The sequence below is a fragment of the Nitrosopumilus sp. genome (assembly GCF_025698945.1).
Taxonomy (GTDB): Archaea; Thermoproteota; Nitrososphaeria; order Nitrososphaerales; family Nitrosopumilaceae; genus Nitrosopumilus.
In genome coordinates this window covers 179,972-206,753 of the sequence record NZ_JAILWM010000003.1, presented here as the reverse complement: position 1 = coordinate 206,753, position 26,782 = coordinate 179,972, and the positions used below count along the sequence as shown (strand labels likewise).

At 33.3% G+C, this 26,782-nt stretch carries 27 protein-coding genes and 1 tRNA gene; 15 read left to right on the top strand and 13 right to left on the bottom strand.

What is annotated here, in order from left to right; all coding sequences use genetic code 11:
- Genes K5790_RS08015 through larC form a run of 3 tightly spaced genes read right to left on the bottom strand, consistent with a single transcriptional unit; the run spans position 1 to position 3,178 of the window.
- A complete protein-coding gene (locus K5790_RS08015; RefSeq protein WP_297593987.1) occupies positions 1-1,161 on the bottom strand; it encodes a cysteine desulfurase family protein in 1,161 nt (386 codons plus the stop codon).
- Positions 1,158-1,955 (bottom strand): ATP-dependent sacrificial sulfur transferase LarE, encoded by a 798-nt coding sequence (larE, locus tag K5790_RS08010; RefSeq protein ID WP_297593985.1) that lies wholly within the window; start codon positions 1,953-1,955, stop codon positions 1,158-1,160. Before larE ends, K5790_RS08015 begins: the two co-directional genes overlap by 4 nt.
- A gap of 5 nt (positions 1,956-1,960) precedes the next feature.
- Positions 1,961-3,178 (bottom strand): nickel pincer cofactor biosynthesis protein LarC, encoded by a 1,218-nt coding sequence (gene larC / locus K5790_RS08005; protein ID WP_297593983.1) that lies wholly within the window; start codon positions 3,176-3,178, stop codon positions 1,961-1,963.
- A gap of 89 nt (positions 3,179-3,267) precedes the next feature.
- Here larC and K5790_RS08000 point away from each other — a divergent pair, with 89 nt between their 5' ends.
- From K5790_RS08000 to K5790_RS07990, 3 genes are all read left to right on the top strand, one after another.
- Positions 3,268-4,182 (top strand): malate dehydrogenase, encoded by a 915-nt coding sequence (locus tag K5790_RS08000; protein WP_297593981.1) that lies wholly within the window; start codon positions 3,268-3,270, stop codon positions 4,180-4,182.
- A gap of 33 nt (positions 4,183-4,215) precedes the next feature.
- Positions 4,216-4,989, top strand: a complete 774-nt coding sequence (gene larB, locus K5790_RS07995) for a nickel pincer cofactor biosynthesis protein LarB (RefSeq protein WP_297593979.1) — start codon at positions 4,216-4,218, stop codon at positions 4,987-4,989.
- Positions 4,990-5,068: 79 nt separating this feature from the next.
- Positions 5,069-6,649: a radical SAM protein gene (locus tag K5790_RS07990; protein ID WP_297593977.1), complete on the top strand. Its 1,581-nt coding sequence runs from the start codon at positions 5,069-5,071 to the stop codon at positions 6,647-6,649.
- Here the strand turns inward: K5790_RS07990 and K5790_RS07985 are convergent.
- The 3 genes from K5790_RS07985 to K5790_RS07975 are packed head-to-tail and all read right to left on the bottom strand — an operon-like array spanning position 6,644 to position 11,240.
- A complete protein-coding gene (locus K5790_RS07985; RefSeq protein ID WP_297593975.1) occupies positions 6,644-6,967 on the bottom strand; it encodes a hypothetical protein in 324 nt (107 codons plus the stop codon). The genes K5790_RS07990 and K5790_RS07985 overlap by 6 nt on opposite strands.
- Before the next feature lie 48 nt (positions 6,968-7,015).
- Positions 7,016-8,023 (bottom strand): EB domain-containing protein, encoded by a 1,008-nt coding sequence (locus K5790_RS07980; protein ID WP_297593973.1) that lies wholly within the window; start codon positions 8,021-8,023, stop codon positions 7,016-7,018.
- 55 nt (positions 8,024-8,078) lie between these two features.
- The gene (locus tag K5790_RS07975; protein ID WP_367182874.1) at positions 8,079-11,240 is read right to left on the bottom strand and encodes a peptidase; all 3,162 of its coding nucleotides are present in this window, start codon (positions 11,238-11,240) and stop codon (positions 8,079-8,081) included.
- A gap of 128 nt (positions 11,241-11,368) precedes the next feature.
- Between K5790_RS07975 and K5790_RS07970 the strand changes: the two genes are divergently transcribed.
- Positions 11,369-12,721, top strand: a complete 1,353-nt coding sequence (locus K5790_RS07970) for a cation diffusion facilitator family transporter (protein WP_297593971.1) — start codon at positions 11,369-11,371, stop codon at positions 12,719-12,721.
- On the opposite strand, the gene K5790_RS07965 is transcribed toward K5790_RS07970, so the two are convergent.
- Together K5790_RS07965 and K5790_RS07960 are read right to left on the bottom strand one after the other, a co-directional pair.
- Positions 12,718-13,893 carry a divalent cation transporter gene (locus K5790_RS07965; protein WP_297593969.1) on the bottom strand — a complete coding sequence of 392 codons (1,176 nt, stop codon included), beginning with the start codon at positions 13,891-13,893 and terminating at the stop codon, positions 12,718-12,720. The genes K5790_RS07970 and K5790_RS07965 overlap by 4 nt on opposite strands.
- Positions 13,883-14,911, bottom strand: coding sequence for a multicopper oxidase domain-containing protein (locus K5790_RS07960; RefSeq protein WP_297593967.1), 1,029 nt, complete (start codon positions 14,909-14,911; stop codon positions 13,883-13,885). Before K5790_RS07960 ends, K5790_RS07965 begins: the two co-directional genes overlap by 11 nt.
- 156 nt (positions 14,912-15,067) lie before the next feature.
- Between K5790_RS07960 and K5790_RS07955 the strand changes: the two genes are divergently transcribed.
- Positions 15,068-15,574 carry a hypothetical protein gene (locus tag K5790_RS07955; RefSeq protein ID WP_297593965.1) on the top strand — a complete coding sequence of 169 codons (507 nt, stop codon included), beginning with the start codon at positions 15,068-15,070 and terminating at the stop codon, positions 15,572-15,574.
- Here K5790_RS07955 and K5790_RS07950 read toward each other — a convergent pair.
- On the bottom strand, positions 15,562-15,873 hold the full coding sequence (locus tag K5790_RS07950; RefSeq protein WP_297593964.1) for a hypothetical protein: 312 nt from the start codon (positions 15,871-15,873) through the stop codon (positions 15,562-15,564). The genes K5790_RS07955 and K5790_RS07950 overlap by 13 nt on opposite strands.
- A gap of 82 nt (positions 15,874-15,955) precedes the next feature.
- Here K5790_RS07950 and K5790_RS07945 point away from each other — a divergent pair, with 82 nt between their 5' ends.
- From K5790_RS07945 to glmS, 4 genes are all read left to right on the top strand, one after another.
- Positions 15,956-16,108, top strand: coding sequence for a hypothetical protein (locus tag K5790_RS07945; protein ID WP_297593963.1), 153 nt, complete (start codon positions 15,956-15,958; stop codon positions 16,106-16,108).
- Positions 16,109-16,200: 92 nt separating this feature from the next.
- The gene (locus tag K5790_RS07940) at positions 16,201-16,776 is read left to right on the top strand and encodes a 30S ribosomal protein S13 (RefSeq protein ID WP_297593962.1); all 576 of its coding nucleotides are present in this window, start codon (positions 16,201-16,203) and stop codon (positions 16,774-16,776) included.
- 9 nt (positions 16,777-16,785) lie between these two features.
- The gene (locus K5790_RS07935; protein WP_297593961.1) at positions 16,786-17,400 is read left to right on the top strand and encodes a 30S ribosomal protein S4; all 615 of its coding nucleotides are present in this window, start codon (positions 16,786-16,788) and stop codon (positions 17,398-17,400) included.
- A gap of 54 nt (positions 17,401-17,454) precedes the next feature.
- A complete protein-coding gene (glmS, locus tag K5790_RS07930) occupies positions 17,455-19,209 on the top strand; it encodes a glutamine--fructose-6-phosphate transaminase (isomerizing) (protein ID WP_297593958.1) in 1,755 nt (584 codons plus the stop codon).
- On the opposite strand, the gene cobT is transcribed toward glmS, so the two are convergent.
- From cobT to K5790_RS07915, 3 genes are read right to left on the bottom strand one after another with little or no spacing between them, the layout of a single operon-like run.
- Positions 19,196-20,260 (bottom strand): nicotinate mononucleotide-dependent phosphoribosyltransferase CobT, encoded by a 1,065-nt coding sequence (cobT, locus tag K5790_RS07925; RefSeq protein WP_297593956.1) that lies wholly within the window; start codon positions 20,258-20,260, stop codon positions 19,196-19,198. The two genes, glmS and cobT, sit on opposite strands and share 14 nt — an antisense overlap.
- Positions 20,261-20,264: 4 nt before the next feature.
- Complete coding sequence (locus K5790_RS07920) at positions 20,265-20,876, bottom strand: MBL fold metallo-hydrolase (RefSeq protein WP_297593955.1); 612 nt, start codon at positions 20,874-20,876, stop codon at positions 20,265-20,267.
- On the bottom strand, positions 20,873-21,520 hold the full coding sequence (locus K5790_RS07915) for an NAD(P)H-hydrate epimerase (protein ID WP_297593954.1): 648 nt from the start codon (positions 21,518-21,520) through the stop codon (positions 20,873-20,875). The genes K5790_RS07920 and K5790_RS07915 overlap by 4 nt, the downstream gene beginning before the upstream one ends.
- A gap of 124 nt (positions 21,521-21,644) precedes the next feature.
- Here K5790_RS07915 and K5790_RS07910 point away from each other — a divergent pair, with 124 nt between their 5' ends.
- Positions 21,645-22,850: a cation:proton antiporter gene (locus tag K5790_RS07910; RefSeq protein WP_297593953.1), complete on the top strand. Its 1,206-nt coding sequence runs from the start codon at positions 21,645-21,647 to the stop codon at positions 22,848-22,850.
- 89 nt (positions 22,851-22,939) lie between these two features.
- Positions 22,940-23,554, top strand: a complete 615-nt coding sequence (locus tag K5790_RS07905) for an RNA-binding protein (RefSeq protein WP_297593952.1) — start codon at positions 22,940-22,942, stop codon at positions 23,552-23,554.
- Positions 23,555-23,567: 13 nt separating this feature from the next.
- Here the strand turns inward: K5790_RS07905 and K5790_RS07900 are convergent.
- Positions 23,568-23,652: transfer RNA gene (locus K5790_RS07900), tRNA-Leu, on the bottom strand.
- A 52-nt stretch (positions 23,653-23,704) separates the two neighbouring features.
- Here K5790_RS07900 and K5790_RS07895 point away from each other — a divergent pair.
- The 4 genes from K5790_RS07895 to mvk are packed head-to-tail and all read left to right on the top strand — an operon-like array spanning position 23,705 to position 26,778.
- Positions 23,705-23,941: a DNA-directed RNA polymerase subunit N gene (locus tag K5790_RS07895; RefSeq protein WP_297593951.1), complete on the top strand. Its 237-nt coding sequence runs from the start codon at positions 23,705-23,707 to the stop codon at positions 23,939-23,941.
- A 1-nt stretch (position 23,942) separates the two neighbouring features.
- A complete protein-coding gene (locus K5790_RS07890; protein ID WP_297593950.1) occupies positions 23,943-25,181 on the top strand; it encodes an enolase in 1,239 nt (412 codons plus the stop codon).
- A 7-nt stretch (positions 25,182-25,188) separates the two neighbouring features.
- Positions 25,189-25,812, top strand: a complete 624-nt coding sequence (gene rpsB, locus K5790_RS07885) for a 30S ribosomal protein S2 (protein WP_297593949.1) — start codon at positions 25,189-25,191, stop codon at positions 25,810-25,812.
- 18 nt (positions 25,813-25,830) lie between these two features.
- Positions 25,831-26,778: a mevalonate kinase gene (gene mvk / locus K5790_RS07880; protein WP_297593948.1), complete on the top strand. Its 948-nt coding sequence runs from the start codon at positions 25,831-25,833 to the stop codon at positions 26,776-26,778.
- Positions 26,779-26,782 lie beyond the last annotated feature (4 nt).

Genomic DNA, 26,782 nt, shown 5'->3' with positions numbered 1-26,782 from the left:
TTAAACAAAAGAGTATTTCTCTTTAAATGGGGAAACTGCACGTAATTCAACAATGATTTTTTTGAGAACATCAACTGTTTGATCAATTTCCTTTTGATTATTATAAATTCCAATAGTCAATCTTAAAGAGCCTGTTATTTGTTCGTGTGAAAATCCCATTGCCTGTAAAACATGAGATGCTTTTTGTGTATTTACAGAACACGCAGATCCTGTAGATGCTGCAATTCCATGCTCATCAAGTTTTATAATAAGATCTTCTCCATTAACACCAAGAAAAGTAAAATGAACATTGTGAGGCAATCTTAATTGAGGATGTCCATTTAATGTAACTTGAGGAATTTCATCAGATATCTTTTGAATTAATAATTCCTGAAGATTTTTTACGTATGAAAAATTCTCATGTATATTTTTCATTGCAATTTCACATGCCATCCCAAATCCAACAATATTTGCAACATTTTCAGTTCCTGAACGCAATCCATTTTCCTGACCTCCTCCCAAAATGAAGGGAGGTATATCAAGTCCATTTTTGATATACAAAGCACCAACTCCTTTAGGACCATAGAGTTTGTGAGATGAGATCGAGAGTAAATCTATGCCTAATTCTTTAACATCAATTGGAATTTTACCTACAGCTTGAACGGCATCAGTATGAAAAGGAATTTTATATTCTTGGCATATTTTTGAAATTTCAGAAATTGGTTGTATTGTGCCGATTTCATTATTGCCAAACATAATTGATACAAGAGATGTTTTTTCAGAAATTGAATTTTTCAATTCTTTAATATCGACAAGCCCAAAATGATCTACTGGAAGATAAATCACTTCAAATCCATTTTTAGATAATTTTTTACATGGTTCTAAAACAGCATCATGTTCTATAGAAGAAGTAATAATTCGAGATAATGGTTTTTTTAAGGCAATTCCATTTAATGCAGTGTTATTTGATTCAGTTCCACCAGAAGTTAGAAGAATTTCAGAAGGATCAGCATTAATCAACAAAGCAATTTGTTTTCTTGCTTTCTCAATTGCTTTATGAGCTAGTCTGCCATATCTATGAATTGATGATGGATTTCCATATTGTTCTTTAAGATAGGGCAACATAGAAGTCAAAACATCCTCATGAATTTGAGTGGATGCAGCATTATCCAAATATATCAATCTGCAATCACATTAATTTTTCCTGGCGAATAACCCTCTGGATCAATTTCTACATTTAAGAATCCAATCATTTTTAATTTCTCAGTTAATTGTTTCATAATATCAATATCAAAAACTGAAATCATTTCTTTTTCTACTTCTATTTTTGCAGAACCTTGAAGGTCACGTACTCTTACTTGGTTAACTTTTGTAAGTTGTTTCACAATAATTTCACCATATTCAATTCTAGCTAATTTTTCAGCAGTAACTCTTTGTCCCCATGGAATTCTGGATGCTAAACAAGAATTAGAGGGTTTATCAAAAACAGACAAACCAATTATTTTTGCTGAATCTCTAATTTCATTTTTTGAAAAATTGGTTTCCACAAGAGGGCTTCTAACACCGTTTTGTTTTAATGCCTCAATCCCAGGTCTATATTCACCTAAATCATCAATATTTGTTCCATCTACAATCAAGTGCACATCATGTTCTTGAGCAAAATCTATCAAATGTGAACCTAATTCCATCCTACAATGAAAACAACGATCTGGAGCATTTTTTGTAAATTCTTCATTTTCTAGTTCATTATAATCCAAAAGAAATTGTTTAATGCCTATATCTGAGCAAATTTGTTTAGAAGCATCTAATTCCTCTTTTGATAACGTTTTGTAATCTGCAGTTACAGCAATAGCTGATTCTCCTAATTTTTGAAAAGCTGCATATGCGACAAGGGCACTATCAACACCACCAGATAAAGCAACAAGAACTTTATTTCTGCCTTCGAACCAATTAACAAGTTCATCAATTTTTGACATTGTTATTACTCTAGTTTTTCAATTTTCTTTCTTAATAATGACTCGGTTTCTTTAATTGATTTGTCAATAGTGTTAGAGATTTTTTTCAAGTCATCAAATTCAATTTTAAAATCTGTTTTTCCTTTAAAAGTAGATTTTTTAAAGTGAACTTCAAATGTTTCTTCATTTAATGTTAAAGAAATACTATCTGAAATTCGAGGTACAATAAATCGATTAGATTCAAAAATCCTAATTCCAAGCGTGCCAGTTTCAAGAACTAGAGTATCAACTAAATTATCAACTCTTTTATCATCACAGATTACAGTGACAAGATTTGTTGGTCTTCCTTTCTTTGTAATTCCATGATAAATTGAAACGTCCTTTGCCCCTTTATCCATTAGTTTTTCAATTAGGTTGCCCAATATTTCTCCTGAAACATCATCCACATTAGTCTCCAAAACCTTCACTGAATCAATTTCAAATTTATCCTCAGTTCCGCGGATAAGTTTCAAAACATTTGAAAATGAATCAAAATTTTTCTGCCCAGCACCATATCCAATGGAGTCAATTTTCATTTTTGGATAATATTCTATGGAAGTATTTGTTAAATTAACTAAAACACAGGCGCCTGTTGGAGTAGTTAATTCTTCATTTGTAGGGGTTCCTTTAATGATCAGATTAGATTTTTTAAAAATTTCAAGAACAGCACTAGCTGGATTAGACATTGTTCCATGAGAAAAAGTTACAGTACCAGATCCAACGGATACAGGCAGACAAACAGTTTTTTCATCAAGCAAATTCAAATCTTCTAATGCAATTGTAATTCCAACAATATCTACAAGAGTGTCAATACTTGATGCCTCATGAAAATGTACAGAATCTTCAGATATCCCATGAATTATGGATTCAGATGTAATTAGAGTAGAAATACAGGAATTAGCAAATTTTTTTGCTTTATCTGATAATCCTAAAGAATCAATGGAATTATCAATAGCTTGTTTAATTTCTAAACCTTTTCTTTCATGGATGTTATCAGTAACATCTAAAATTAATTCTAAAGCTTCAACTCCATTTTTTTGGATTTTTTGAAATTCAATTTTACTAATTGATGAATTTGGAAAGAATTTCTCAGAGTTTTTAATTCCAGAAATAATTTTATTTTTATCAGCACCTAAATCTACTAAGGAACATAGTAACATATCACCTGAAATCCCTGCAATTTGAGGATCAATAACTAATACCATAATTAAAAAAGATCAAAAATGCTTATAAATTCGCCTAATATGAACTGGATTTCATTAGATTTAATTATTGAAAATTAACAGCGGTTTGCATGATTACAATAATTGGTTCTGGTAAAGTAGGTGGAGATGCTGCTTTATTCTCTGCATTAAAAAGATTAGATGATAAAATATTGCTTCTAGATGTTGCTGAAGGACTACCTCAGGGGGAGGCAATGGATATCAATCACATGCTATCAGAACAAGGAATAGATGTAGAAGTAAAGGGTTCAAATGATTTTGCAGATATGAAGGGATCAAATATTGTTGTAGTAGTTGCAGGTTCTGGAAGAAAACCAGGAATGACAAGAATGGATTTACTAAAAATTAATGCTTCAATTGTAAAGAGTGTTGTAGAAAATATAAAAAAATATGCAGACGACTCTATGATTATTCCAGTTACAAATCCTCTGGATCCTATGGCCTACATTACTTACAAAGTATCAGGTTTTGATAGAAGCAGAGTTTTTGGAATGGGAGGAATGTTAGATTTATCTAGATTCAGACAATTTATTCATGAAGCAACCGGTCACTCACGTGATTCTATTAGAGCACTTGTTATCGGAGAGCATGGTGAAAACATGTTGCCATTACCAAGATTCTCCTCAGTTTCTGGAATTCCTTTATCCTCTTTTCTACCAAAAGAAAAATTAGATGAATTAATTTTAAACACCAAGCAAGTTGCTGCAAAAGTTATTGAGCTAAAAGGGGCCACAGTGCATGCCCCGGGTAATGCAATTTCAGCAATTATAGAATCAGTAGTCAGAGATAGAAAGCAAGTCATTCCAGTAGCTACATATCTTAATGGGGAGTATGGTCATTCTGATGTCACAATAGGTGTTCCAGCAGTTATTGGTAAAAACGGTGTAGAGAGAATTATTGAATTGGATCTAAATGATGAAGAAAAACAAGTTTTTGATAAAGCAGTTGACAGTGTAAAGAGTGCAATTTCAGGAATAGAGATCTAAGCATTTTTTTATCCAATTAAAGAAAAACAACCATTGGAAATTCAAAAAATTTTAGAATCATTGAAAGAAGGTAAGATTTCTGTAAATAATGCAAAAAAACTTCTTTCATTATATTCAATAGAAGAAGTTGAAGGGTTTGCTAAAATTGATATTAATAGGCAAAAGAGAAGAGGGATTCCAGAAGTAATTTTTGCCGAAACAAAAGAATTAGATGAAATCAAGAAAATCATCAAAAAAACTCTAGAAAAAACAAATGCAGTGATTGTATCAAGAATAAAAAAAGAAGACTATCCCAAAATTTTAGACTATTCAAAGAAATTAAAAGTTAATTTGAAAAAAGGAGATAGATCATCATCCATACTATTATACAAAAAACCATTAAAATTTTATGGTGGCAAAGTTGGAATTATAACTGCGGGAACATCAGATATTGGAGTTGCAGAAGAATCGAGATTGATGTGTGAAGCAATGAATTGTAAATGTATTACAAGTTATGATGTAGGAGTTGCAGGAATCCAGAGAATTTTTCCAATTTTAAAAGAAATGATCAATGAAGATGTTGATTGTATTATCGTGGCAGCTGGAATGGAGGGCGCGTTAGCTACACTTGTTGCCACCATGATAGACATTCCAATAATTGGCATCCCAACATCAGTTGGATATGGGTATGGAGAAAAAGGAATTGCGGCTCTTGCGTCAATGCTTCAAAGCTGCTCATTGGGATTAGCAATAGTCAATATCGACAACGGTATTGCTGCAGGAGGAATTGCTGCAAACATTGCAAATAGAGCAAAAATTAAGAAATAAAATAATTAAAAAATTTACAACTATCAAAGCAAGTTATCCTCGTAAATCATATATAACATACTTTAACGAAGTTTTGTAGTTGGCCGGCAAACGTATTGTATTAACTGCTGATCGTAGTTTAATGACAAATTATAGAGGAAATTTTCTTTATGGGTTTATTGCGTGTGGACCATATGAAGTTCTACCAGAATGGGTTTTTGACAAAGTTTTCTGTCCATCTGTAGAAACAGACCCAATTACTGGAGAAGTCAAAGTTGCTCAAGTTGGATTAAGAAGAGTAGAGAGCTCATTAATACAGGGAGGATACAAACGAGAAGATGTCTTCTTAGCACATCCTGAAATGTTACATAAATCAATTGGTCCAGACACCAAAGTTGTTGGAATTAATGTCATGGATCCACTTGGTATGGCTCCAGTTACTACAACAATGTCACCTGAAAAATTATCATATGTTGCAATGAAATTTAAAAAAATGTGTGCAAGTATAATTCAGCTAAAAAAGAAATATGATTTCAAAGTAGTTGTAGGCGGAAACGGAGCATGGGAATTAGCAAAATCAGACAGAATGAAAATTCACGGATTAGATACTGTAGTTGTAGGTGAAGCAGATGAATTAGCAGTAGATCTGTTTCAAGATCTAGAGAAAGGAGATGCACCAGAATTAATGCATTGCTTTGTTAGAAACCTAGAAAATATTCCAATTATTGAAGGACCTACCATCAATTCTCTAATTGAAGCAATGAGAGGATGTGGAAGAGGGTGTGACTTTTGTGATGTAAACAAACGTTCAAAAAAAGATTTACCATTAGAAAGATTACAACATGAGGCTAAAATTAATTTAGATTATGGATTTGATTCGATTTGGTTACATTCAGATGAGATGTTACTTTATGGATGCGATAATAGGGATTTTGTTCCAAACAGAGAAGCTATTACTGATTTATGGAAGGGATTGAAAGGGTTAGGTGCTAACTTTGTAGGTACTACACATATGACATTTTCAGCAGTTGCAGCAGATCCTACCTTGATGCAACAAATATCACATATCAATCAACAAGATCAAACAGGTAGATGGCTTGCAACAAATTTAGGAATTGAAACAGTTGCACCTGCAATGGTAAAAAAACATCTTGGAGTTAAAACTAAACCATTTGCACCTGAAGAATGGGGCAGTGTTGTAAGAGAGGGAGCAAAGATTCTAAATGAAAATCATTGGTTCCCAGCTGCAACCATCATAATTGGTTGGCCTGATGAAACCCCAGATGATATTCAATACACAATTGATATGATGAGTGACTTTAGAGAGATGGATTTCAGAGGATTAGTAGCTCCTTTACTCTACCAAGACTTTAGTGAAAAGAATTCAATGCACTTTGGAAATTTGAATGAGGCTCAGTTTACATTGTTTTGGAAATGCTGGGAAAATAATCTCAGAGTAATCAATGACATTATTCCAATCATCCTAAGAAACAAGACCTATGGACCACCTATGAAGGTCTTTATGTATGGAATTCTTAAAGCAGGAACTTGGGCAATCATGAGATACCTAAGAGGGTTGTGCAAAGATCTCTTCAATGGTAGAACACCAGATGAGATAATTGACAAATATGCTAGAAGTAGATCTGTATCTGCTCCTAAAATTCAGACAAAGAAACTATAGTTTGTCAATTGCAAAATCTGCAATTGTATTTCGCTTTGGTGATAGAGAAATAAAATAAACTTTGTCGGCTCTTTCAATAGACTCTACTTTTTTGTAGGATTTAGATGATACATCAAATTCATAAATTCCTGGATCAAGAGAACCCTTTGAATAAATCATCAAGTATGTGTCTCCATTAGAAGGACTAAGAGGAATAAAGGACATCACATATCCCTTGTAAGAATTAATGGGCATTGTATTTTTCATCGGAGGGGCAGCAGATGCCATATACATGAAAATATCTTCTATAGTGTCAAATTCTTCATATTCAATATGCATTATCTAAGATGATGTGTTTGAGTATAATAACCTACTAGAAAATGATAATTATTTTCTAGACTTGAAATGTTTGTGAACCTTGAATCCAATCAGTGCAGGTGCAGCAATATACATTCCCAAATTTAATGCAATTACAGAAATTCCCAATCCTAGCACCTCAACTTCAGAACCATCATCGGCAAGTGTCATAATTGATAGAGTTGAAATCATAGGTGTGATAAATGCTCTAACAACTTCTTGGAACATTGGATTTTCTCTTTCCATATCAGCTATTGTTGGTGAAAATGAATAGTATAATTGGTTAAATCCAGACATGAATGCTGCTCCTGAAGAAGTACTCATTACTGTATTATCTCTAATTTCTCTAAGGAATTGAACTTGTGGTGCAAGCTCAGTACCATATGCTGCTGTTGCAATTAAACAACCTCCACCTGGTTTTTCAGTTTTTACCACTTGACAAATTCCATTTACTAATTCTGTTCCAGCACCACATGTTGGAGGTTCTGGTTCTTTAGTCATACATTTTCCATTTACTAATGTTTCACCAGAAGGACAGGTTACAGGAGGTTCTGGTTCTTTAGTCATACATTTTCCATTTACTAATGTTTCACCAGAAGGACAGGTTACAGGAGGTTCTGGCGTTGGTTTGCTAATAACTTGCTCTCCTCCAACATAATTAATTGTAATATTTGATTCGTCGGCTCCATAATGAAATTGAATTGCGTAATCACCATTTAGTTTCCATAAAGGCCCACCAGCAACGAAAGATTTTGAAAATGAACCATCAGAATTTGGAGTTATTTGTCCAATTCCAACAATATTGTTATCGGGAGATGTAATAATAAAAGTAAGTCCTTTTCCAAAGTTAGGATCATAGCCTTTGATTTTTCCTGTGACTTTAACATTTGCACCATTTGTATAAATCTCCGTGTCAGATGCAACTGATAATGCAGGATTTGGATCACTAGTTGCAAAAACAGAGCCATTAATACCATAAGAAAGAACAGATACGGATAACAATGCAAACGCTAGTAATCCTGCCAGTCTCATTTTCATTTTTTTTCATGAGTTGAGAGTATTTATGTATTCAATGAAAGAAAAATTGACCAGTTTATACTCGAATTATACCTTTTTTGACCAAGTATTGAATTGATTTTAAAAAGTCATCATCGGAAATTTGATTCTCGGACCACCATTTTGCATTATTTTTAATCCAGTTAGGGATCATCTGATCTGAAATTTTACTGCGCTCAGAAGGTGAAATTTTAATCAAACCTTCTTCAATCAAATATTCCAAACCACGAATAAAATCAGAATCAGAGATAGATGTGGAGGACCACCATTTTGCATTATTTTTAATCCAGTTAGGGATTTCAGGATTAGATACAACAAATGTGATTGTCTTTACCGGTGAATTGTTATGAGACAATTTAATTTCATAATTGCCTACCAAAGAATTTTCATTAATGGTAATAATTGATCTATAAGTTCCTCCATTTGCAAGGGTTGCTGCAAAATTTTGAGAGTTTCCATCAGGAGAAATGATTGTCACTTCCAATGGCAATCCTCTTTTATAATTTCCAAGAGTTCCAGACAAAATTATCTCATTAATTTGTCCAGCAGATGGTTTTACCACAGAATATGCACTTAATGTAGGAACGGTAGGATAGGAAGATTGAGATTTATTTTTTAATAAGCTGAAAATATTTGCATTTCCAGAACTATCTCTTGAATCATAATATTTGACATCAAGACTACCACCTGCTGATGAAATTAAGTCAGTGCCTGATTTATTGCAAATATTTGATGGCATTTTGAATGTACCAGTAAAAATTCCTGTACTAGGCCCAGTTTCAACAAGAGTAAATCCACTTGCACCTAATCCTCCATGCTCAACACCATTTACAGTACAACGTTTGTATCGAATATCTTTGATTAGAACTTCAAGCAAGATATTTCCATTTGCCCCAACTGTATCAACTATAGAAGAATTTGGATCATTTACTACAAAATAAATATCAATTAAATCATTTTTCAAATTAAGATCAGGATCATTAAGAGTAATTGTTACAGGTTGTCCAAAACGGTAAGATGTTGAATCAGATCTTAAAGTGCCAGAGCTTGTATAGATTTGAGATTTTGTAGATGTAGGTGAAATATTACCTGTTTCAGTAATGTCTGAATAAGAAATACTAATCCCCTTATCATTTACAAGTCGGTTTGTAAGAATAAATTTAATCTGATCATCAATTGGTTGAATTGTTTGAATAAAAGAAGAATCTAAAATATTAAGTTGATTTGCAATTGAATATTCTAAAGTTCCATCAAATGTAGAAGAGTCATCAGATGTTTCTTCTAACTCAAATCTATAAATTGCATTATTAACATCATCTGAATCAACTAAACCAAACGAAAAGAAATCAACAGTTATAGGTTGAGATTTTGTTTCACTTGATATAGCACCCACAATTGCAGAATCATTAGATGAATCAAAATTAATTACGAGAAAAACATTTCCGCTTTTACTAGATATGGCTTGAATGTCTGAATCATCTAATTCAAGAAAACCTTGGGATGAAGTCAAATCCCCCGAATCAATAATTTTTACTGTAGATGCACCAAGCGTACCAAAAGATAATTCAAGGGAAGTATCAGAAAAATCAGATATTCCCAGATCATTTAAAAAAGATCTAAAATCATAGTTTAACCAATTTGTCCCGTCAGAATCCGAAAGGGAATCATCAATGAACAAAGACTGCAAATCAGATGCTGTAATTCCCAAATTCAGAGATATTTTCTCAAATGCACCATTAGGAACACTCGAAGTGTCAATAATCAGGCGTGCAGAATTTGAATCAGGTACTGCAGAATTTGCTAGAGAGCCTATTGTAAGAGAATCAGTAGACAAAGTGTAAAATTTAACATTTGATGCCTTTTCAAGAGTCACAGGTTTTCCAATTTTTAATGTTGGAATAATTGAAGTATCCCTAAATACATCCAAGTGATCCCTTGTTCCAGAATTAATATTCTGATCAGGATCTACCAAAACTATAGGATATTTTGTTCCAGGCTTCAAGTAAGCAGAACCATCACCAATAGTTAAAGAGGGATTTAGTGCAATATTTGCAGTAGAAGAACCAGTAAGAACAGAAACTGTTTTTTTATCATAAGTGATAGAACCTGATTGTCCCCTTGGTGCATTCGCTAGAACACCCAACGTTGATTCATCATTGTCATCAGCATTATCAAAGATACCAGAGTTTGGACTATTTTCTACAATTGTTAGAATCGTAGCAAATGTTTGTATTCCATTTGTAACACTTGTACTTGGTTGTTCATCATTTGATTTTAATTCTAATACAGACCCTAAATTAACTCCAAGTTTTCCATTATTTTTAAATCCAATTTTTGTAAGATGTGGTACTAAATTCACCAATCCTGTACCACCATTTGAAGATGAAGAACCAGATTCATCAAATGCCTGATAGAATGTTGAAGGGTTATTTCCAACATCAAATGTCCAAGAATCTTCATCAGTAGGATCTTGATTTAATTGAACATCACTAATTGTAAGAAAAACTTCAGAATTATTTGGATAAAGTTTTCTATCCAATTTTAAAGAGATATTTGGGATTTCATCATACTCTAATGTTACTGATTGTAATGGCCCTCCAGGATTATACTGAATTATTACTTTATCAAATGAAAAAAGTTGTACTAAAGGCCAGGCATTTGTTTTAAGTCCTATTTGACCTGTTGGAACATTTGAATTTGTATTAAGAGACTTTGCATTTCTAACTACATTATTTAGAACAGCAGTACCAGTAGGCGAACCGGTGCATGGAGTAAATGAAGTATCTCCATTAGTGAATCCAGATAATCCTGCAGATTTTGGAACTGCAAATCCATCCGTCTCAGAAAGTGAAATTCCAAAAACAGATGATGCTGTATCTCTGCTACAAAAAACACCAAAATCCAAGCCTTTGCCAGCTAATCCAACAGTAGCATCAGCCCTCTTTGCACTTGCAACATTGGCAAAATATCCATACCAACTACCATCAACAGCTTGTGCCATTCTCAAAGACTTTCCATTAACAGTTACATCAGGCTCGCCCTTGCCTTGACCTGTATCCTTGAGATTTGGATTATTCACAACAACTTCTACCACCATAGAACCTGCAAAATAATTCTCAAATTGAGGATTTTCTGCAGATACAAACAAGTTGGAATTATGCGTTGCCTCAGCATTAGCGATTGGAATTAGCAATAACAATAGAAAAGGTAGCAAATAATAGTTCAAATCCAACCAAAGCCAATTCTGCTTCATGACAAATAATGTTGTCGTATCATTCATTCTTGAAACCTGTTATACAAGAGTAATAATATCAAAAAAGAAGGAAAATGTTTATTCGAAGAAGTAAAGTTTTACAGATTTCACTTTTTGCTATTTTTTCAGCTTTTTTAGTAGAGTTAATCTTTGGTCTTATTTCAAACAGTCTGGCATTAGTTACAGACAGCATACATGCTCTCTTAGATAGTGTAGTTACTCTAGTTTTACTTTTAGCTGCTAGATGGGCAATAAAACCACCAGATGCAGAACATACCTATGGACATGGAAAAATAGAATCATTGGGGGGATTAATTGGTGGTATTGCTATTTTTCTTATAGCATGTTTTTTCATTTATGAATCGATTCACAGATTACAAAGTCCTCATCCAAGCATTCTTCCTGGAATGTATGCAATAATCGGAGGTGTATATACAATTGGAATTGATATTTTTAGAATAATACTTCTTAGAAGATCAATTAAGAAAATAGGAGGGGCCACGCTAAAAGCGGATTTTTATCATGCATTTATGGATCTAGGTTCTACATTAGTTGCAATTGTTGGAATTATTCTTGTATCGTATGGATTATACTATGGTGATTTTGTTGCAGCCCTTATCTTAGGAGTATTGCTAGCAATTCTTAGTATCAAACTTGTCTATAAGACTGCTCAAGATCTAACAGATATTATTTCTCCAGAACTTGTAAAAAAAGTAAAATCAATTGCAAATACGACTGAAGATGTAATTAACGCTGATCCTATTCTAATGAGAAGATCAGGGGATACAATTTTTGCAGACATTACTATTTCTCTAAGAGGAGATACTAGTTTTGACAAAGCCCATGAGATTAGTAGTAATGTTGAAAAGAACATCAAGGAAGAAATACCTAATGCAAAAATTACAATCCATTTTGAACCCAACTGGGAAGACGTGCCACTCGATGCAAAAATTCTAGAAATAGCTAAAAGCGTTGACGGTGTAAAAGGAGTTCATAATGTTAGTACTCACAAAACAAACGGAAAGACATTTACAAATTTACATGTAATGGTAGACAGAGACATCAACTTATCATCAGCTCACAAAATTTCTGAGATAATTGAACAAAGAATTCAACAAAATATTTCCGAAATTGAACACTCTACGATTCATTTAGAGCCATTCATTTCTGTGCCTGAGAATTTAAATTTGGAAGATAAAGAAACTGAGGAAAAAATCAAGAAAATATTAGAAAAATACAATGAAATTAAGAAAATTGGACGAATAGTATCATTAAATTTTGAAAATATTCTCAAGATTGACATTGATTGCTCTTTTGATAGACAATTATCAATTGAAAAAGTCCATGATTTAACATCTGAAATAGAGCATGTGATTAGAGCAGAAATCAATAATGCTGTAATTACAATACACCCAGAACCAAACTAGACCAGAATACTGGTCAGATACATTACCAGCATCCCAACTCCAAATCCAGATACAATTGAAAGACTGGATAAATTATTGTTATTTTCTTCTCTAATCATTCTCATTATCACTAGGATTACTTGAAAAATGGCACCAGCCCCTATTGCGAGAAAAATTACAGATGTGAATGGAGAATATACAAAACCTCCAATCCATGCACCAAAAATTGCAGGAGCTCCTGCAATTATCCCCATTGCTGCAAGTTTTCCAATCATCAATTTTCCCCTTGACATTGGAGCTGCAATAGCTATTCCCTCAGTAGTATTATGTAATGCAAAACCTACAATCAAAAAAGTAGTAAAAGCAATTGATCCCAAACCAACCGATGCACCTATTGCAAGTCCTTCTCCAAAATTATGTAAACCAATTCCTATAGAGATCATAAGTGCAATAGCAACAGGTTTTGACAATTTTGAAGAATCAGCCTTTTTGACTATTTTATCACCCGAATAATATAATGCAAGAAATGACAATACAGTAACTGTTGCAATGAGTAAGGAGCCATTGAAACTTGGAGCTAAACTCTCAGCAGATACTTCAATTGCCTCCTCTACAGAATCAATTGCTAAGAAAAGCAATAGTCCGGCAGTTAATGCCAAAAAGAAATGGTATTTTTGTTTACTAATTTTCTTAATAAATGGAAGCCACAATAATCCAATCATTACAGGAATAATTCCAACATACGTTCCAATAATTGCAAAAAATATAGCAAGATCAAGAGTAGGTTCTAATGCAAATGCAGCAGCTTCAATTTCCTTTTCAAATCTTGTTCCATCTTCTATTGTCATTCCTATGATATACGGCTCAGCTTCATTCCATTCAAATGGAATTCTAACTAATGCTGTTTCATATCGTTCAAGAAACCTATCTGGTTCAATTGCAGCAGGTTGAATTCTGTCATTGACATCTGCCATTACAATTTCAACTGGAATCGGACCTGTGTTTCTAACAGTAGCTTGTATTTCAGAGTCTACAAAATCAACTTTTTCAATTGTTATCTCAGGTAGAGGAATTCCAAAATCAAGTAAATTTGCACCTGGGCCAAAAATATACAACATCATCAATACCACAAAAGCAAAAGGAATTAGTCCACTGGCAATTACTTTAATTTTTGAAGTACTGCTAACTTCCATATTCAAAATCCTCATTTGTCACAGGACTATTCTTTGCAAGAAATATCCCAACCCATCCTTTTTCTGAAAATTCCACCTTATGCGCATGGAATAGATATTTGCCAGGATATTGGTATTCAAATTCCATTATTCCACGTTCAGTTTGAGATAGTGTAATCATATCTGTATAAAACGATGGAATTAGATCAGTTCCTGTAGGATAATACTTGTACAAATTTCCATGAAGATGAAAATTATTGATAGGATCAAATTCAACCATATTTACAACATAAATTCGAATTAACTCATTGGTGTTAATTTGGATCGGATGATGCTGATAATAAAATGGAATAGTGTTTGCAGCATAGAAATTATTTTCAGTATCAAAATCAGTATCAAGACCATTAAGAACCATTACCATTTCATCGGCTTGCATTCTTCCTTCTTTTGGATCAACAATAAAGACACCATAAAGACCATGAACAATATGTTCCTCTAGAGGCATTACATGACAATGATATGGATGAACGCCTGTAGGTCCTGCTGTGAATTCATATACAAATTGTCCCCCATTTGCCCCTACTGGTTCAAAAACTCCATCCATTTCTGCTGGATGAATTCCATGAAAATGTATTGTGTGTTGTTTATCACCATTATTGATAAATTTTATTCTTAACAGATCACCTTCAGTTGCTCTAATTGTTGGTCCTGGAACAGTTCCATTAAAAGTCCAAACATTATAGAAAACACCTGGAGATACCTCCATTATTTTATCATCTTCAGCTATTATCGTATATTCTCTCAACGTAGTTCCATCAGAAAGTTGTGTTACTTTACCATAGTTGAAATCTCTCAAGTATTCCATGGGATCAAATTCTACATCAGATATAACATAGAGTGGATCAATTATTTCCCCAGATGTTTTTACTAATGCACCAGAATGCGTAACAAATGTTTTCTCTTCGGATTGAGCTTCAGAGATTGTCGGATAGATCATCACTACAGAGAAACCAAGTAGTAGAGATATCACTAGGATCATTATATTCGATCGAGTAATTTGCAATAATAAAAATTACAAAAATCTCTATTTAAATTTACCCTAAGCTAACTTTTTTAGTCCAGTCTAACTTTATCACAAACGCCTAATAATTTTAATAAAAATTAGGTTTAAACTAAAGATGATTCCACTTAACCTGTGCAAAAATCAGGAATAATTCTTGTTGTATCAGGAGGATTAATTGTTTTAGGATTAGCTTTACTGGTCGTGGGTAATCAGATAATTCTAGAAGGGGTAAATCAAGGAAGTGGTAAAATCAGTTCCTCAAAAGAAATTCTAATCTCTACCGAACTTGATTCTCAAAAAACATCAACAGGAGTTTTTGCAGTTCAAGTAATTGAGTTTAAAGAAAATACATTTTCAGCAAAAATTTTAGATCCATTTAGTATTGAAATTGTTTCACAGAAGATTGATCAAGATACAATTGAAAATGAATTTGAGGTTTTTGAATCTGGTACCTATAAATTAATTATTGAAAGTGCAGATATTGAAGAATCACAAGTCTTCGGAGCAATAGGACCAGTTCCAGATACTGGAAAGAAAATACTTGGATTTCTATCAATTTACGTATTAATAATAGGCATGGGAGGATTAGTAGTAATAGCAGTAATAGGAATTAAAAATAAAAAAAATCAATTCAAATAACTATCCATTTTTTCAAGACCGCTAATTGTATTTTCAAAATTTTCACTATTTTCAATTACGGTGTTAAGTTTATCAGTATTTGCTGAAAGAAAATATTTACCATCATTAGATTTTTTGTAAATAAATTCATGCTCAATTAAATATCCAAGTCTATCAAGTACATCATTCTCTGAGATTTCTGTTTGTTTGGCTAAAAAAGAACATTCTTTCTCGCCGTCTTCAAGTTCAGCAATAATTGATGAAGTTATTGGATCAAACATACTTTCAACAACTTTTTCTCTATCAAATGAGACTTCCATTTACTATCAGAAAAAATGTTGAAATTTATAACTTTTTGATTTATTTCAAAAAGATAATTAGGAAAAAGAGAATATAGAGATCATGCAAAAACTATGCAGACTTGATCCTTCAGGAAAAGGGGAACATTGCTATTGCATAGATATTGACCCTCAAAGAGGAGTCAAAAAATGCTGCAAATGTAACATTTGGAATATCCAAGGAAGAGATTGGACAGATGATGAGGATTTTAGATGACTTGTCCTTAATGAGGAAGATAATCATAAACAAATCACAGAATTTGACGCCTAGCATGGTTTTTATCGGGGTTTCTTTGAATTTTTGAATACTTGAGTAGTCAGGAATACAGACACATTGTAAGGATTGTGGGTAACGATATCCCAGGAGAGAGAAAGATAATCGTAGGTCTTACTAAAATCAAAGGCATTGGCTATAATTTTGCCACTGCAATTCTTGACACCCTAAATATTGACACAAATTCCCACATAGGAAATTTGACAGAAGAGAATGTTCAAGCTATTGAAAAATTAATTACAGATCCAATTGCAGGAAATTTTCCTTCATGGTTTATCAACAGAAGAAAAGATATTGAAACAGGAACGGATTTACATTTACTTACATCAGATATTCCATTTACTTTAAGAAATGATATTGAAAGAGAAAGAATAGTTGCTAGTTGGAGAGGTTATCGTCACCTTAATGGATTAAAAGTTAGAGGACAGCGAACTAGAACATCAGGTAGAAAGGGTGGAGCAGTAGGTGTAGCTAAAGCTGGTGGACAAGCAGCTCCTACAAAAGATTCTTCTGGTGGATCTCCAGCAGCACCAACGGCAGCAGCACCAACTACAGCAGCCGCAGCTCCAGCAGCTGAAAAGAAAGAAGCTCCAGCGGAGAAAGCTAAATAGGTGTTTTGAATGGGAGATCCTAAATATCCACGAAGAGTTTGGAGAAAACCAAAAAGACCACTTAATTATGAATTAAAAATGGAAGAGTTGAAAACTCTTGGAACATTTGGATTAAGAACTAAAAGAGAATTATGGAAAGCACATACTGAATTATCTAGAGTTAGACATCAAGCAAGATCATTACTTGCATTAGGACAAGAAATCAGAGAAGAAAAAGAACCAATATTAATGAAATCACTTGCACGAATTGGATTAGTTAGTGGTGATGCATCATTAGACGATGTGTTGAATTTGACTCCAAATGATTTACTTTCTCGTAGATTACAGACTATTGTAACAAAGAAACTTGGATTTAAAACACCTTATCAAGCAAGACAAGCAGTAATTCATGGTCATATTATGATTGGAGAAAGAAGAGTAAACATTCCATCATATATTGTGACTGTTGCAGAAGAAAACAATATTCATTTTTCACCTGAATCAAAAATTCCTCAAATGTTAGAAAAAACAAAAGAGGAGCCTGTTGTTGAGGCTCCAGCTGAGGAAGTCGAAGGTGCTGAGACTCCTGTAGCAGAGACTCCAGCAAAAACAGCAACAAAAGATGAAAGTTCTTCAACAGAATAATAGAAAAAATAGGCTTATCAGTAAATAACCCCCTAATTATCAGATAGATAAGAAATGTGTTCAATAATTGGATATTATGGAAACGATATTGCGGCCCCAATTATAGTAAAGGGGCTAAAACGAATGGAATATCGTGGATATGATAGTGTTGGAGTAGCAACAGAATCAAACAATCAAATCGAGTTAAAGAAAGGAACAGGTAAAGTAAATGAAGTAAATCTCAAAGTAAAATTAGATTCTCTTCCAGGAAAGATAGGAATTGGCCACACCAGATGGGCAACACATGGAAAAGTTACAGATGTAAATGCACATCCACATCCTAGCAATTCAGGAAAAATTGCAATAGTGCATAATGGAATAATAGAAAATTACCAAGAGCTAAAAAAAGAGTTAGAAAGTAAGGGATATGTTTTCAAAAGCGAAACAGATAGCGAAATAATTGCTAATTTACTCCAGAAAAATTATGAAGAAAGTAACGATGTTAAAGAAACAATAATTAAAACAGTTGCAGAACTAAAAGGTCATTATGCATTTGTAGCAATGTTTGAGAATGGGCAACTTGCAGCTGCAAAATTTCATGAGCCACTAATTATTGGAGTAGGACAAAGTGATTTCTTTTTGTCAAGTGATGTATTGGGATTTATTGAATACACAGATGATGCAATTTACATGGAAAATGAAAATTTTGTAATTTTAGACAAAAATAAATTTCAAATTTTAGATTTTAATGGAAAACATGCAAAGTATGGGATTACCAAAGTCTCAAAAGAATTTGGAGATGCATACAAAGGAGACTATGCACATTTCACATTAAAGGAAATTTATGAACAACATGAGACAATACTAAAAGCTGGAGAAAAAACAACAAAGGCAATAGAGCAAACTGCGGATTATATGAAACATGCTAAAAACATCTATGTAACAGGAAGTGGAACTAGTTATAATTCAGCATTAATTGCCAAACAAATTTTTTCAAAGTATGCCAAAATCAAAATAGACACTATAATGTCAAGTGAGCTACAATTTTCCCCTGACAGCATAGAAGAGAATTCAATACTTGTTGCCATTTCTCAAAGCGGTGAAAGTGCAGATGTGCTTGAGGCTGTAAAGATTGCAAAACAGGCAAATTGTAAGATCATTGCAATTGTAAATCTGTTAACATCATCTCTTGCAAGAGAGGCAGATGTTATAATTGGCATGAACTGTGGGCCTGAGATAGGGGTTGCCGCCACAAAAAGTTTTACTTCACAGCTAGTCATCATCTATAAAATTGTTGAAAAATTAATGAGTATAACCATAGATTTTGATAAAATATCTCAAACAGTTTCAAAAACGTTAGAAAACCCAAAAAAAATTCAGCAAATTGCAAAGGAGCTCAAAGACATTTCAGATATTTATATTCTGGGCAGAGGGATGCACTATCCAATTGCTATTGAGGCAGCTTTGAAATTAAAAGAATTAACATACATTCATGCTGAAGGAATTGCAGGGGGGGAATTAAAACACGGTCCACTGGCATTAATGGACTCAAATGTGTTTGTAGTGATTATCAATCCAAATGATTCGACTTATGCAGATACCCTAACTAGTGCAAGAGAAATTAAAGCACGTAATGCAAAAATTATTGGAATTTCAGACATTGAAAGTGATGTGTATGATTATTGGATAGAAATTCCAAAAACAGATGAGCTGACATATCCAATTTCAGAGATAATTCCTATTCAGTTATTATCGTATTATGCTGCATTAGAGAAAGATACAGATCCAGATTATCCAAGAAATCTTGCAAAATCAGTTACTGTGAAGTAAACAATCTATGATATTCTTTTTCTGCTAATTCCAGAAACTTTTGTGAAGAATTTCCTGTTTTGATCATAGATGAAATAATACTGCCTCCTGCACCAACTCCCTCTTTTGCAAAACCTTCTGAGAATGCCTTTAATCCTGGAAATTTAGAATTGCTCAATCCTGGATCTACAGAAAATGCTGGAACATCTGCAATTTTTGAAACTAAAGTTTGAAAATTTGCACTTTGATCATTAGTAATGTATGAAGTTGTTCCAATGGCCGCATTTTCATCATTAAATCCAATTTTTGATGCAAAGGCAAGCACAGCAGTCATTTGAGTCCCACCAGCAAGCATTACCTTAGATACCTCAGAGGCAGAACTTAGCATTCCTGCTACAAAAGGAATCATAGGATCTCCAACTTTAGAAATAATTCTATAAGGATGATCTGAATCAATTCGTTCTAATGCTGAAGTTACAATTTGATTTTTTAGTTCTACAGGATTGTTTGGAATACTTGAACTAACTTTTGCATCAAAACCCAATGCACGTAGCACTGCTAATGATGTAGTAGTGCCTCCAGGAATACTTTCACCAATTATTAGACAATCAGTTAGAGAAGCTAAAGTTCTTCCAACTATTCGCCCATAATCTACGGCATGAGATACTTCAGAATCAGTCATTGCATCTTGAATTGAAATATTCTTTCCAAAAGACATTCCAGTATTAATGAATGGTAGTTGTGGAGAAATTTTACTTCCAGCATTAATTGTAATATGAGGAATGCTAGCAGATTCTAAAGCAGTTTTAGTGAGTAATCCAGGAGTTGGTTTTCCATCAGGAGTCATTGGGATTTTTTCAATTGTTTTACAATATCCATAATGAAGATATTCTGCATCAGCAGGAGGAGTAAATTTTATCGAGTCCTTGTCTGCACCTGCAAAAGAAATTCCTGGAATTTCACAAGTTTCAGTATATGACAGTACAAGAGAGAATAGAAACTTTCCGGGTTTTATACAATTAAGAAATTTTTGAGCATTTTCAGTATTTCCAAATAATTCAAAATTTTCCAAAAAATCACTGACCCATCATTTCAAGAAATTGTTGTTCGGTTCTTTTCTGCAATACAAGATTAGTAATCTTTTCTTGTCCAAGTGCAGATGTCTCTGAATGCCCATAATTATGACCTGAATAAAGGACCAGATTATCGTCTAAAGAATATAGAATGTCAAAGAGGCTATGATACAGTTCTTTTGCACTTCCTCCAGGAAGATCAATTCTACCGCAATTTCCAACAAACAATGTATCACCTGAGAAAATTTTTCCATCACCTATCAAGCAGATACTATCCTTTGAATGCCCAGGCGTATGCAGTACTTTGAGTTTTGAATTTCCAAACTCAATAAAATCACCATCTTTTACAGAAATGTCGTGTTTTAATTCTGAAAACTCATGTTGGATAATTGGAGCCTTTGTGGAATCATGCATTGCTTCATTACCAATAGTATGATCAAAATGGTGATGTGTATTTACAATATATTTAATTTTAAGATCATTTTTTTTAATTACCAATTCCAATTCCATTAAATCCCATGAAGGATCAATAATTATTGCTTCATTGGTTTCTTCATCTTCAACAATATATGTAAAATTCTGCATATTTCCAACTTGGATTTGATGAACTATCAAAGTATTCCCTCCTCAGCTTCTGGTGGAATTCCAATTTTTTCGGCATGTAGTTCTCCAGTAAGATCCTTTCTTTTTGGAATACCTTGTTTCATCTTATGAAATGTTACAGTCATGTTACATTTTGTGTAAATATTTGCTGTCTCTCCCGTTTGCGGATCTAGTCCAGAAGGAACATCAACTGCAAATTTGTAGCAATCTGTTTGATTAATGTAATTTATTGCTGATGCGTATGGTTCTCGAATTTCTCCTGAAATTCCAGTGCCAAGTATGGCATCCACAATTACATCTGGTTTAAAACTTACATCAAATGAATCACCTGAGACTAATTTCACTGATGGCATTTTTTTTAAGATTGACCAATTCCAATTACTTTCTTCAGTTTTAATTTTCTCTGGTTTTCCAAGTAAAATTACTGTTACATCGGCACCATAACCTGCCAAATGTCTTGCCATTACTAATCCATCACCACCATTATTTCCCAAACCAACAAAAATTAGCACTTTTTTTGAATCTAAATTTACGAGTTTTTCTACTAATCTTCTAACAGATACGGCTCCAGCATTTTCCATCATGAATTTTTTTAAAAAGCCCATATCATGACCTTTGTTTTCAATTTTGTACATTTGATCTACGGTAATTTCCATATTGTTCAAGAAAATAATTACCAAAATAAGAGCTTTGGAAGTACAAAATAGGGCCTAATCATAGATTTCAGTTTTGCAAATAAGAGACTAGAGTTTTAAGGCAATAAATCAAAATTAGGCACAAATGGTCTCAGAGTTTGATGTAGTTCCAACAATTATCGGGATTTTATTTTTAGTCTTACCCGCATTACTTTTGGGAAGATTATGTTCTCATTTCAAAATCTCAGAGGTAGTTGGATTTGTGTTTGCAGGGATTATCCTAGGACCTACGGCATTAGGTGGTGTAATCCCAATTTTTGAGAGACCAATTGTTGAACTGAATGAGGTAATGTTGGGTTTATGGCAAATTTCTGGAATCATAATCTTGTTTTCTGCAGGACTACATTTTACATTTCATGATCTAATCAAAGCAGGTCCAAAGTCTGCAATTATTGGAGTGTGTGGAGTAATCGTTCCTCTTGCCACAGGGTACTTTATTGTATTTCTTATGGGATTTAATTGGACAGTTGCAGTATTAATTGGTGCAACCCTTAGCGCAACAAGTATTGCTGTATCTGTCGTAATTTTAGAAGAACTAGGAAAAGAGAGATCAAAAGAAGGAAATATTCTGGTAAATGCCGCTGTATTGGATGATGTATTAGGTCTTGCAATTCTTTCAGCAGTAATTTCGATTGTTACTTTGGAAACAATTCCAACAATAGAATCAGTTGCAATAACTACAATTACAGATATAGTATTTTGGATTTTAATTTTATTAGGAGCAGTGTATTTGTTGCCTAAGATAGTTCACATAGTTTCAAAAACACATCCGTCAACATTAGATGCAAGAGGTACAAGAGAAGGTGTTGCACTCGGTTCAGCGTTTGGTTTAGCTGCAATTGCATCTAGTATTGGATTAAATCCCATTGTAGGAGCATTTGCGGCTGGAATGGGATTAGCAGGTTCTAAATTAGCAGTTCAGGTGCACGAGTTTGTTGGAAGGTTAAAGGTTATTGTCGCTCCATTGTTTTTTGCAGTAATTGGAACATATGTAGACATTACACAAATTTCTTCAATCAACTGGGTTTTGTTTACAGTAATTTTGATAGTTGCAGTATTTTCTAAAGTTCTTGGATGTGGAATTCCTGCATCCATTTTGTTAAAAAACAAGAAAAGAGGTTTTTTAATTGGATATGGAATGATTGCAAGAGGAGAAGTAGCATTTATTGTTGCAGGAATAGGATTAGCTTTTGAGATACTTTCAGATGAGATTTACTCTACACTTGTATTTGTGATTTTAGCAACAATATTCATTGCGCCAATTTTATTGAGAAATGCATTCAAATCATAGTCTTCAAAAATTTGATTTAGGAAATGGATGTTGAGAACTTCCTAAGAGTTTGGCAAACGGCTTTATCCTAGGATTTAGGATAATTAGTAATGTCATTAGGAAATGTTAAAACTTCATTAGATAAAATTGCAAAATCATTAGGAACAGTTCAAGATTCAAGAGAATTTCTTTTAAAAAATACCAGAGAAGTGATTATTCTTTGTAGTAGATCAATTATTGCAGTTCACAAAGGAGATTTACAAACAGGCAAAAAACATTTGAGACAAGCAGAAACATTATTGAAAAAATATAAGAAAAAAGCATTGGGCGATCTTAAAAGATATCTAATAACTCCTGAACAAGAATATGTTGAAGCAGTGTGTCTTATTGCAATAGTTGAGAAAAAAGTAATTCCGTCTGATAAAAAATTATCAGTATCTCCAGAATCTTATGTTCTAGGTTTACTTGATTGTGTTGGAGAATTAAAAAGAATGGTATTTGATAAAATTCGAACAGGTAACATCGAAGAGGCTACAAGAATTTTTGATGTAATGGAGAATTTGTATCTTAATCTTTACACTTTTTCATTATATGACAAAGTTGTAAAAGAAGCTAGAAGAAAAATAGATGTTAATAGAATACTTGTCGATGATGTTAGATCTGCAATAACTGAAGAAAAAAGACGTTCAGAATTAATCAAGACTTTACAAAATATAGAAAAATAATTTTTACATATAATGCGGGCGATGGGATTTGAACCCACGAACTCCTAAGAGACTAGCCCCTCAAGCTAGCGCCTTTGGCCAGGCTGGGCGACGCCCGCAACAAAATGACCTTGCATGGTTTTTATAATCCTTGATTACTTTTTTGTTCGTATGTTAATTCCAGTAAGATGTTTTACATGTGGTAATTTAGTTGCCGATAAATTTGAAGATTATGAAAATAAAGTAAAAGCTGGAGAAGATCCAGTCAAAGTTTTAGATTCTTTAGGAATTGAAAGATATTGTTGTAGACGAATGTTATTGACTACTGTTGAAACAATTCAGCAAGTAATTCCATTTTATGAAGCAATTCAGAGAAGAAAACAAGAAGTTCAATCTGAGTTAGAGTAACTTGGCCAAAATATCCTCAATTGAAGGACGTATTCTATACAACAGTAGAGGAAGCAAGACAATTGAGGTTGATGTGAAATCAGATGGAAAATTTCTAGGAAGAGTTTGTGCACCATCAGGAGCTAGTGTAGGAAAATATGAGGCAGTCAGTTTCCCAAATGGAAAACCAGAAGAGAGCCTAAGGGTTTTATCAGAAAATGCTCAGAAATTTATTGGATTAGACTCCTCGGATCTCAAAGTTATTCATGATACAGTGAGAAGTTTGGATAAAACAAATAATTATTCAGAAGTTGGAGGAGCACTTGCTTTTGCAGTAACTATTGCAGCTATGGAATCAGCTGCTAAAGCAGCAGAAGAGCCATTATTCAAGATACTCTCACCACAATCATCATACAAGTTTCCATTTCCACTAGGAAACATTCTAGGAGGAGGAGCACATGCAGGTCCTGGAACACCAGACATTCAAGAGATACTAGTTTGTTCAACAGGCTCAAAAACAATTGAAAGTGCCATTGAGACAAATTTGGCAGTGCACAGGGAGCTTAGAAGTGTTTTAGAAAAAGAAGATCCAGGTTTTACTAATGGAAGAGGAGATGAGGGCGGATGGGCACCAAAATTAGAGAATCACAAAGCATTGGAAGTTTCTGTAAAAGCAATTGAGAATTTAGGATTTACCTTAGGAAAAGAAGTATCTCTCGGAGTTGACTTTGCATCATCTACGCAATGGAATGAGCAAAAAGAAAAATATGTATACAATAGAGCTGGATTTGAAAATTCTACTGGTGAACAAATTGATTTTGCTGCAGACATTATTGAAAAATACAAATTAATTTATGCAGAAGATGCAGTTCACGAAGAAGCATTTGAAGACATGTCAGAATTGACTGCCAAATTTCCAAAAACCTTAGTAACAGGGGACGATCTTACTGTTACAAACAAGGATATCTTACAAAAAGCAATTGATAAAAAATCATGTAATGCAGCAATTCTCAAAGTAAATCAAGCAGGTAGTCTTTTTGATGCATTTGAATTTGCCAATTTAGCAACTCAAAATAATATAAAATTAATCACATCACACAGATCAGGAGAATCCACTGATTCACAAATATCACACATAGGAATAGCAACAAAGTCAAAAATGCTCAAAGTAGGGGTAGTTGGAGGAGAAAGAGTGGCAAAACTCAATGAACTTTTACGCCTATCAGAGCATGATTTAATATGCGGTATGGCAGAGATTTAAAATCGTCATGAGCCAACAAGCAGAAACATCTGACATCAAAAAGAAGATCCTAACTACAGGTATCAGAGTTGGTACTCAAGTTAAAACCAAATTCATGAAATCTTTTATTACAAAAGCTAGTCCAGAAGGGCTTTACATGCTTGATTTGGATATCACATTAGAAAAAATTCAAACTGCAGCCAAATTCATCAACAGATTAGGTGCTGAGAATCTCATAGTATGCTCTGGAAGACAATATGCAGAGACTCCGATTGAGAAATTTTGTGAAATTTTAGGCTCAAAGAAACTTTTAGGCAGATTCATGCCAGGTACATTAACAAATCCTTCTTTGCCATATTACATTGAACCAAAAATAGTCTTAATCTCAGACCCACAAGTGGATGAACAAGCAATTATCGAAGCAACAAATGCAGGAATTCCAGTCATCGGAATTGCAAATACAGATAACATTACATCAAATATCGATGTAATTATTCCAGCAAACAATAGAGGAAGAAAAGCATTGGCAACAGTTTACTGGTTATTAGTTCGTCAAGTTTTAATCGAAAGAGGAGAACTAAAAGAAGGCGAATCAATGAAATATGAAATTGATGATTTCGAAACAAAGATCACCGAAGAGGAAATCGAATAAATCAATCCAAGTGTTCACTTGAAATCTAAAGCATCAGCACCTGGTAAAGTAATTCTTTTTGGAGAACATTTTGTAGTTTATGGAGTAAAAGCAATTCTATGTGCAATAAATAAAAGAATCACAGTTACTGCAAAGGATATAGAAGAAAATAAAATAATTATTGAATCAAATATTGGAAGTCTTTCAGAAAAACCATGTAAATTAATTTCTGAAATAAAGTCACCATTAAAACCATTTTATTATTTAGCCAACAAAATGCTGCAATCTCAAAACAAAATCAAAGGTGTTGAAATTATAGTGGATTCAGAAATTCCATTGGGTGTAGGTCTAGGTTCATCATCAGCATGTTGTGTAGCAGGTGCTGGAGCAATTTCAAAGTTATTTGGCGAAAAATCAAAAGAACAAGTGCTAGAACTTGCAATTGAAGCTGAGAGAACTATTTTTCAAAATACTTCAGGAGCTGACTGTACAGTTTGCACATATGGCGGAATTATGAAATATGATAAAAAAAATGGATTCGAAAAACTAGAATATGAGCCTAATTTTCATCTAGTAATTGCTAATTCAAACATAGAGCATTCTACAGAATCAATAGTAAATAAAGTAAATCAATTCAAAGAAGAAAACCAAGAAGAATTTTCCAACTTATGTGAAAAAGAATCAAAACTAATTGAAGAGGTTTTAAAAATTCTTAAAGAAAATAACATCGATAAATTAGGAAAGAAAATTATTCAAAATCAAGAATATTTAGAAACAATTGGCGTGTCTAATGAGAAGTTAAGAGATATGATTAGAACAAGTCAAAAATTTACTCTTGGTGCTAAAATTACAGGTGCTGGAGGTGGGGGATGCATATTTTCTTTAACAGAGGAATCAAACTTGAATAACATAATTAATGAATTTAGAAATAAAAATTACGAATGTTTTTCCGTAAAAATTGATTTTAGAGGACTGGATACTTTTTAATTGA

Bases quoted from the DNA above. Each gene is read 5' to 3' on its own strand.
- glmS (WP_297593958.1), top strand. From the start codon at position 17,455: ATGTGTTCAATAATTGGATATTATGGAAACGATATTGCGGCCCCAATT.
- K5790_RS07935 (WP_297593961.1), top strand. From the start codon at position 16,786: ATGGGAGATCCTAAATATCCACGAAGAGTTTGGAGAAAACCAAAAAGA.
- K5790_RS07970 (WP_297593971.1), top strand. From the start codon at position 11,369: ATGTTTATTCGAAGAAGTAAAGTTTTACAGATTTCACTTTTTGCTATT.
- K5790_RS07905 (WP_297593952.1), top strand. From the start codon at position 22,940: ATGTCATTAGGAAATGTTAAAACTTCATTAGATAAAATTGCAAAATCA.
- K5790_RS07980 (WP_297593973.1), bottom strand. From the start codon at position 8,023: ATGAAAATGAGACTGGCAGGATTACTAGCGTTTGCATTGTTATCCGTA.
- larE (WP_297593985.1), bottom strand. From the start codon at position 1,955: ATGTCAAAAATTGATGAACTTGTTAATTGGTTCGAAGGCAGAAATAAA.
- K5790_RS07965 (WP_297593969.1), bottom strand. From the start codon at position 13,893: ATGGAAGTTAGCAGTACTTCAAAAATTAAAGTAATTGCCAGTGGACTA.
- K5790_RS07895 (WP_297593951.1), top strand. From the start codon at position 23,705: ATGTTAATTCCAGTAAGATGTTTTACATGTGGTAATTTAGTTGCCGAT.
- larC (WP_297593983.1), bottom strand. From the start codon at position 3,178: ATGGTATTAGTTATTGATCCTCAAATTGCAGGGATTTCAGGTGATATG.
- K5790_RS07945 (WP_297593963.1), top strand. From the start codon at position 15,956: ATGCAAAAACTATGCAGACTTGATCCTTCAGGAAAAGGGGAACATTGC.
- K5790_RS07915 (WP_297593954.1), bottom strand. From the start codon at position 21,520: ATGGAAATTACCGTAGATCAAATGTACAAAATTGAAAACAAAGGTCAT.
- rpsB (WP_297593949.1), top strand. From the start codon at position 25,189: ATGAGCCAACAAGCAGAAACATCTGACATCAAAAAGAAGATCCTAACT.
- K5790_RS07910 (WP_297593953.1), top strand. From the start codon at position 21,645: ATGGTCTCAGAGTTTGATGTAGTTCCAACAATTATCGGGATTTTATTT.
- K5790_RS08000 (WP_297593981.1), top strand. From the start codon at position 3,268: ATGATTACAATAATTGGTTCTGGTAAAGTAGGTGGAGATGCTGCTTTA.
- K5790_RS07950 (WP_297593964.1), bottom strand. From the start codon at position 15,873: ATGGAAGTCTCATTTGATAGAGAAAAAGTTGTTGAAAGTATGTTTGAT.
- K5790_RS07985 (WP_297593975.1), bottom strand. From the start codon at position 6,967: ATGCATATTGAATATGAAGAATTTGACACTATAGAAGATATTTTCATG.
- K5790_RS07960 (WP_297593967.1), bottom strand. From the start codon at position 14,911: ATGATCCTAGTGATATCTCTACTACTTGGTTTCTCTGTAGTGATGATC.